At 63.1% G+C, this 7,180-nt stretch carries 6 protein-coding genes; all 6 read right to left on the bottom strand.

Features of this window, described 5'->3' with window-relative positions:
* Positions 1-90: 90 nt before the first annotated feature.
* The 6 genes from phoU to phnE all read right to left on the bottom strand — a co-directional run bounded on the left by phoU (position 91) and on the right by phnE (position 7,180).
* Complete coding sequence (phoU, locus tag IH615_RS12040; RefSeq protein ID WP_291362116.1) at positions 91-801, bottom strand: phosphate signaling complex protein PhoU; 711 nt, start codon at positions 799-801, stop codon at positions 91-93.
* Between the two features lie 32 nt (positions 802-833).
* Positions 834-1,616, bottom strand: a complete 783-nt coding sequence (gene pstB, locus IH615_RS12035; RefSeq protein ID WP_291362117.1) for a phosphate ABC transporter ATP-binding protein PstB — start codon at positions 1,614-1,616, stop codon at positions 834-836.
* An 84-nt stretch (positions 1,617-1,700) separates the two neighbouring features.
* Positions 1,701-3,065: a phosphate ABC transporter permease PstA gene (pstA, locus tag IH615_RS12030; protein WP_291362115.1), complete on the bottom strand. Its 1,365-nt coding sequence runs from the start codon at positions 3,063-3,065 to the stop codon at positions 1,701-1,703.
* A gap of 2 nt (positions 3,066-3,067) precedes the next feature.
* On the bottom strand, positions 3,068-4,447 hold the full coding sequence (gene pstC / locus IH615_RS12025) for a phosphate ABC transporter permease subunit PstC (protein ID WP_291362114.1): 1,380 nt from the start codon (positions 4,445-4,447) through the stop codon (positions 3,068-3,070).
* Positions 4,448-4,506: 59 nt separating this feature from the next.
* Positions 4,507-5,526: a substrate-binding domain-containing protein gene (locus IH615_RS12020; RefSeq protein WP_291362113.1), complete on the bottom strand. Its 1,020-nt coding sequence runs from the start codon at positions 5,524-5,526 to the stop codon at positions 4,507-4,509.
* A 313-nt stretch (positions 5,527-5,839) separates the two neighbouring features.
* Positions 5,840-7,180 (bottom strand): phosphonate ABC transporter, permease protein PhnE, encoded by a 1,341-nt coding sequence (phnE, locus tag IH615_RS12015; protein WP_291362112.1) that lies wholly within the window; start codon positions 7,178-7,180, stop codon positions 5,840-5,842.

Below are 7,180 nucleotides of genomic sequence, written 5' to 3'. Positions count from 1 at the left end.
GGGGGTGGTTTGTGGTCGATTGAGGGACCCCCACCCTCGGTCCCTCCTCTCAAGGGGGAGGGAGGCGCAAGACCGAGCGCCTGTGTGTCGCTACGCCTTGATCTGGGTGCGCTGCAGTTCCTGCACCTCGTTGGTGAGCTGCTTGCCGGTCTGAAGATAGTAGGCGCGCTCGGCGATGTTGGTCGCGTGGTCGCCGATGCGCTCCAGGCTCTTGGCGCAGAACAGCAGGTGGGTGCAGGGCGTGATGTTGCGCGGATCTTCCATCATGTAGGTGAGGAGTTCGCGGAACAGGGAGGTGTGCATGGCGTCGACTTCGTCGTCGCGGTTGCACACTTCGATGGCGGCGGCAGAGTCGCGGCTGGCATAGGCGTCGAGCGCGCCCTTGATCTGGCGCAGCACCAGCGCCGTCATGTTCTTGACGCCGTTGTAGAAGGTGGGCTGCAGGCTCATGCCTTCGAGCTTGAGCGAGCGGCGGGCCAGCTGCTTGGCCATGTCGCCGACGCGCTCGAGATCGGACGCGACGTGAATGGCGGTGATGATGGCGCGCAGGTCCGAGGCCATGGGCTGGCGGCGCGCGATCATCGAAACGGCCATATCGTCGATGCGGCGCTGCATGTCGTCGATGCGCTGGTCGGCAATGATCGTCAGGTCGGCGATCTCGCGGTCGAGGCGGAGCAGGGCCTTGGTGCCGTTCTCGATGGCGACCTCGACCTGCCCGCCCATTTCGGCGATCAGCTGGGCAAGGGCAGTAAGTTCGTCGGAATAGGACTGGACGATGTGGTCAGCGCCGGCGGTAGGCATGTTCGATGTTCCTCTTCGTACCCGTGGTCCGATCAGCCGATGCGGCCCATGATGTAGTCCTGCGTCTGCTTGTTGACAGGATTGGTGAAGATGTCTTCGGTCACGCCTTCCTCGATCAGGTTGCCAAGATGGAAAAAGGCGGTGCGCTGGCTGACGCGCGCGGCCTGCTGCATCGAATGCGTGACGATGACAATGGTATAGTTCTCGCGCAGTTCATCGATGAGTTCCTCGATGATGGCGGTGGCGATGGGGTCGAGGGCCGAGCAGGGCTCGTCCATCAGGATGACCTCGGGGCCGACGGCGATGGCGCGAGCAATGCACAGGCGCTGCTGTTGACCGCCCGACAGGCCGGTGCCGGGTTCGTTGAGGCGATCTTTGACCTCTTCGAAGAGGCCGGCCTTGCGCAGCGAGGAGACGACGATTTCGTCCATGTCGGTCTTGGAGCGCGCGAGGCCGTGGATCTTGGGGCCGTAGGCGACGTTTTCGTAGATCGACTTGGGGAACGGATTGGGCTTCTGAAAGACCATGCCGATGCGGGCGCGCAGTTCGACCACGTCGAGACTGGGATCATAGATATCCTCGCCGTCGAGCTTGATCGTGCCGCCGACCCTGGCGCCTTCGATGGTGTCGTTCATGCGGTTGATGCAACGCAGGAAAGTCGACTTGCCACAGCCCGAGGGGCCGATGAATGAGGTGACGGCGCGATCGGGAATGTCGATGGAGATGCCGTGCAGTGCCTGCTTGGCACCGTAATGCACGGTCACGTCGCGCGCTGTCAGGCGGATGGGGCGCTCAAGGGCGTCGGCGGGGTTCATGGCGGTGTTCACTGATTGTTGGGTCATCTTAACCTTGCCGGCCAGCATATCCATTTGAGACATCCTTGTATCTGGTTGTCGCGTTCAGGCGCGCTTTTCGAGGCGCGAACGCAGGTAGATGGCGACGCCGTTGAGGCAGATCATGACGAGCAGGAGCACCATGATCGCCGCAGCGGTGCGGGGTTCGAAGAAGTTGCGGTTCTCGTTGCCCTGCCAGAGGTAGATCTGGACGGGCAGGGCGGTGGCCTGGTCCAGGGGCGTGGCCGGCACGGCGGCCACGAAGGCCTTCATGCCGATGAGCAGCAGGGGTGCGGTTTCGCCCAGCGCATGGGCGACGCCCAGGATGGTGGCGGTCAGGATCGAGGGGAAGGTGACCGGCAGCACGTGGTGAAACACCATCTGCGTCTTGGATGCACCCATGCCGAGCGCAGCCTGGCGCAAAGCGGGGGAGACGCCGAGCAGGGCGCCGCGGGTGGCGATGATGATGGTGGGCAGCGTCATCAGCGTCAGCACCAGACCGCCGACGATCGGGGCCGAGATGGGCAGGTGCATGTAGTTGATGAAGGCGGCGGCACCGAGCAGGCCGAAGACGATGGAGGGGACGGCTGCCAGGTTGTTGATGTTGACTTCGATGAAATCGGTGATGCGCGACTTGGGCGCGAATTCCTCAAGGTAGATGGCCGAGGCCACCCCGATCGGCACGGCCAGGACGATGACGATCAGCATCATCCACAGCGTGCCCACAAAGGCGCCGAGCAGGCCGGCCGAAGCGGGTGCGGAGCGGCTGTCGACATTGGTGAAGATGGACCAGGCGAAGCCGTTGGTGATCGTGCCGTTGGCGACGAATTCGTCGATGAGTGTACGGGCAGAAGCCGATAGCTGCTGCTGGGCATCGCCCAGCGAGCGATCGATATTGCCGCGGATCCAGTTGACGGCATTGGCTGAAGCCAAGAGCTCGACCTCGACGGTCTGGCCGAGCAGGGACGGGTTGGCGACGAACATTTCGCGCACGACATGGCGGGCGTCGGTCTCGGCGATCGACAGCAGTGCCTTGGCGTCGATCTCAAGGCCGGCGGGCGCCGCGGCGCGGAGGCTCGCCTCGATCACCTTGTTCCAGTTGAGCATCGCCAGATCGCGCTGCCACTTGAGGTTGGCGGCCTGGAAATCGGCGTCGGACTGGCCGGCGGCGCGTACCGGTGGCGGATCGATCTTGAGGATGGCCGGATCGTAGGTGATCGCCAGGTGCAGGTTGGACTGGGTAAAGGCCGGCACGCCCTTGCGGACGATATCGACAAACAGCAGGGCGACGAAGCCCAGGGCCAGGATGATCGCGGCCAGGCCAAGACCCTTGAAGATATTCTCGCTCAGATGCCGCTTCCGCAGACCGGCGCGGATCAGCCTGGTGCGGTCGATGGAGGCCTGCTGGCCCGTGGAGAGCATATCGGTCATGATTATTCGTACTGCTCCCGGAAGCGACGGACGATGTAGAGGGCGAATACGTTGAGGCAGAGGGTGATGACGAAGAGCGTCAGACCCAGTGCGAAGGCAACCAGCGACTGGGGACCGGCAAAATCGGAGTCGCCCGTCAGCTGGTTGACGATGGATACCGTGATGGTCGCCACGGGTTCAAATGGGTTGCCGCGCAGCACCGGACTATTGCCGGCGGCCAGCACCACGATCATGGTTTCGCCAACGGCACGGCTGACTGCGAGCAGGAAGGCGCCGACAATACCGGGCAGGGCCGCGGGCAGCAGCACATTGCGTATGGTCTCGGATTTGGTGGCGCCCAGGCCATAGGCGCCGTCGCGCAGGGTGCGTGGGACCTGGTTGAGAATGTCGTCGGAGAGGGACGACACGAAGGGAATGATCATGATGCCCATGACGATGCCCGCGGTGAGCGCGCTCGTTGCCTTGATGTCGAGGCCGACGAGACTTCCGAAATCACGCAGGAATGGTCCCACCGTCACCAGTGCAAAGAAGCCGAAGACGATGGTCGGAATGCCCGCCAGGATCTCGATGATCGGCTTGGCCACGGCGCGAAAGCTGTGATGGGCATACTGGCTGAGATAGATTGCCGCCATCAGACCCACGGGCACAGCCACAAGCATGGCGATGAGCGTGATCATCAGCGTGCCGACGAGCAGGGGCAGCAGCCCATACTGGCCATGCGCCGCGCCGCCAGTGGACGAGAAGCTGGGGTTCCAGACCGTGCCGAAGAAGAAATCGAGCGGGTGGATAAAGGTGAAGAACTTGTAGGCTTCGCTGACCAGCGAGGCGACGATGCCCACCGTGGTGAGGATGGCCACTGCCGAACAGGCGAGCAGGGCGATATTGATGACGCGCTCTACCGCATTGCGGGCGCGGAGGCGGGCGGTGATGCGGCCGCGCGCGTAGAGCAGCGCCACGATACCAGCCACGGCTGCCGCGACGACGACAATCAGAAAGGTGATGAACTGGAACGAGCGCAGCGCATCGCCAGCGGTCTGCTCATAGGGCAGGATTTCGCCGGCGACCCCGTAGCCTGTCGCCAGGGACCTGATGCGGGCGATGGTGGCGTTGAGGCCGACCTGATCGAGGGACTGAACGGTCTCAACCGGTATCTGGCTGACGATGAAATTGTGGGTGATGCCGTCGCCGAGCCAGGCCCAGAGGGCAATGATGATCAGCGCCGGAACCAGCGTCCATATGGCGACGTAGGAGCCGTGATACTGGGGGCGGGAGTGGACCTTGACGCCGTTCGCGGTGGAGAGACCGCGGCTACGGGACCAGCCCGACTGGTAGGCCAGGCCGAGCAGCACCAGCAGCAGACCGGCAATGACAAGGGAATTCATCGTTCTGCGCCCCCGCTAGAAAGAGTGGGCCGCGCATGATGGCGCGGCCCTTGGGTTCGTTACATCGCGCCGGCAGAGAAAGCGGCGAGAACTTCAGCGGTCTTTTCGGCCGGCTGCGGGATCAGGCCTGCGGCCTCAAGGGTACCACCGGCGCCCGACATCTGCTCGGAGAGGAAGAACTGAACATATTCCTCGATGCCGGGGATCACGCCGATATGCTGACCCTTCACGTAGAAGAACAGCGGGCGGGAAACCGGGTATTCGCCGGCAGCGACGGCTTCGGCCGACGGCACGACGCCGTTGACGGTCGCAACCTTGAGGGTGTCGGTATTCTGTTCGTAGAAGGACAGACCGAACACGCCGACGGTGTCGGTGTTCGAGGTCAGGCGGGCCAGGGTCTCGGTGTAGTCGCCAGCGATCTCGACGACGACGTCCTGACGGAAGGTGGTGCAGGCGGCTTCGAGTTCTTCTTCGGTCATCTCGGGCAGCCCAGCTTCTTCGCAGCCGGCATTGGTGACCTTTTCCTCGAACACTTCACGGGTGCCGTGGTTGGAACCCGGGATGGCCAGGGCGATCGCCTGATCGGGCAGCGAAGCGTCGATTTCCGACCACTTGGTGTAGGGGTTGTCGACCATGGCACCGTCAACCGGCACCTTGGCGGCAATGGCCTTGAACACCTGAACGGGGGTCAGGGCGAAGTCCGGGCCTGATGCAGCCGAGGCAAACACGATGCCGTCATAGCCGAACTGGATTTCGCGGACGTCGGTCACGCCGGCAGCGGTGCAGGCTTCAAGCTCGCTGTCCTTGATCTGGCGCGAGGCATTGGCGATGTCGATGGTGTTTTCGCCGACGCCTTCGCAGAACTGCTTGAGGCCGCCGCCGGTGCCGCCGGAGCCGACGACCGGAGTCTTGAATTCAGGGAAGACCGCGCCAAATTCTTCAGCCACGATCGAGGCGAAGGGCAGCACGGTGGACGAGCCGGCCACCTGGATGGTGTCGCGCGACTGGGCGAAAGCAGCAGGCGTGCCGAAGGCGGCGAGCGCGATCACGGCAGCACTGGCGTAGAGTGCGGTCTTCATGGGGATTTCCCTTTCGGAATTCAGTTCAAACCTGGCTGGCCGTTCCGGCAGTTCATTCCCGGTGCCGCCCTTGACGAGGGGGACCATATGGGGGCCACGCGACAGTTTTATTGCGATTGCGTGACGCGTTTATGACAGGCTAGTGCTTTGAAATTGCTTGAATATACCGACGGCATTGCGAGCGAGACCCGACTCCCGGATGTCCGGGTGTGACGCGGTAACACCCAGAGGAGTGCCGCAAGCGGAACGAAGCCGGCATTCCAGGCCGCGAATGTGACGGTTTATGCTCGCACCATTGATGGTGGCGGAAGTATTAGTGAGACCTGCCGATCAGCCGCGACCGCAGGGCGTTTGACAAGTTGTCGAACACGAAGACCACGATCAGGATGAGCAACACCATATAGGCGACATTCTCCCAATCCTGATTGGTCCGCATGGCTTCAATGAGCTTTAGCCCGATGCCACCGGCGCCGACGGCACCAATCACGGTTGCCGAGCGCGTGTTGGATTCCCAGAAGTACAGTACCTGGCTGAGGAATACGGGCGCCACCTGGGGGACTACCCCATAGCGCTGGACGGCGATGGGCGACGCCCCAACGGACCGCACGCCCTCGCGCTGCTTGTCGTCGATGTTCTCGATGGCCTCGGTGCTGGTCTTGCCCAGCGTTCCGGTATCGGTGAAGAAGATCGCCGCAATGCCGGGGATCGGGCCGGGGCCGAAGCCGCGCACGAAGAACAGCGCCCAGATCAGCATGTCCACCGATCGCAGCAGATCGAAGCCACGCTTGGTCACCCAATTGGTGAGACGGTTGCGCGTGACGTTGCGGGCGGCCAGGAACGACAGCGGGAATGAGACAATGGCGGCAAACAGCGTTCCGACGAAGGCCATGACGATAGTTTGCAGCAGCTTGTTGTAGACGTCCAGGTGCTGCCATTCGGTGTTGGTCAGGAATTCGTCGAAGGCCAGATGCAGGTTGGATTTGCCCTCGGCGATCTGCGGACCGCTGGTAACGCTGGTCCAGACTTCGCCAGCCGACATGCCGAAGAAGGGGGACTTGGTATCGAAGAAGAAGTTCGGCCAGCCCAGGAAACGGCGGCGGACATAGACCTGGGTGGCGCGGATTTCGGCCAGGCCGGCAAAGCCATAATAGACGGTGACGCGGCCATTCTTGAGCGCAAAGTCGCTGGTGGCCGTCGTCGGCATCACCGCATCGCCGTCAGCGAAGGTCACGACATGCTCAACGCCGTCCACCACCGCGATTACCTGGTCTGGGGCAACCTCGATGCGGTTGGCTGCGTCGCCAAAGGTGATGGCGTAAGCGTTCTCCCCAGTCCGGACGATCCAGTCTGGATCGGGGTTGTCCCCGAGCAGTGAGCGCGTCCATTCCAGTTCGATGCCGTCGTCCTTGAAGCGGAAGCGCGGGGTCGCTTCCCACGAGACCCAGTCGGCCATGTAGGTGCCGGCGCGTTCCCACTGGGCGTCACCGAGAACCTGTGGCACCCCGAAAAAGAAGAAGCAGAATACAAAGTAGGCTGCGGTCGCCGCGACGGCCAGGGGAGCCGCCAGGCGGCTCGCCAGGCTCCTATGGAACACGTCGGGATGGCGCGCCAACAGCGCCATGCGTTCGGCCGGCCTCAGAGTAGCTTGGGTCAT

This window comes from Devosia sp. (assembly GCF_014860165.1).
In the GTDB taxonomy this organism is placed as follows: Bacteria; Pseudomonadota; Alphaproteobacteria; order Rhizobiales; family Devosiaceae; genus Devosia.
This window is presented reverse-complemented; position numbering and strand designations above follow the sequence as displayed.

What these genes read in the sequence shown, in the direction of transcription:
- phnE (WP_291362112.1), bottom strand. Translation starts at nt 7,180, where the DNA reads ATGACCCAAGCTACTCTGAGGCCGGCCGAACGCATGGCGCTGTTGGCG.
- pstC (WP_291362114.1), bottom strand. Translation starts at nt 4,447, where the DNA reads ATGAATTCCCTTGTCATTGCCGGTCTGCTGCTGGTGCTGCTCGGCCTG.
- phoU (WP_291362116.1), bottom strand. Translation starts at nt 801, where the DNA reads ATGCCTACCGCCGGCGCTGACCACATCGTCCAGTCCTATTCCGACGAA.
- pstB (WP_291362117.1), bottom strand. Translation starts at nt 1,616, where the DNA reads ATGAACCCCGCCGACGCCCTTGAGCGCCCCATCCGCCTGACAGCGCGC.
- IH615_RS12020 (WP_291362113.1), bottom strand. Translation starts at nt 5,526, where the DNA reads ATGAAGACCGCACTCTACGCCAGTGCTGCCGTGATCGCGCTCGCCGCC.
- pstA (WP_291362115.1), bottom strand. Translation starts at nt 3,065, where the DNA reads ATGACCGATATGCTCTCCACGGGCCAGCAGGCCTCCATCGACCGCACC.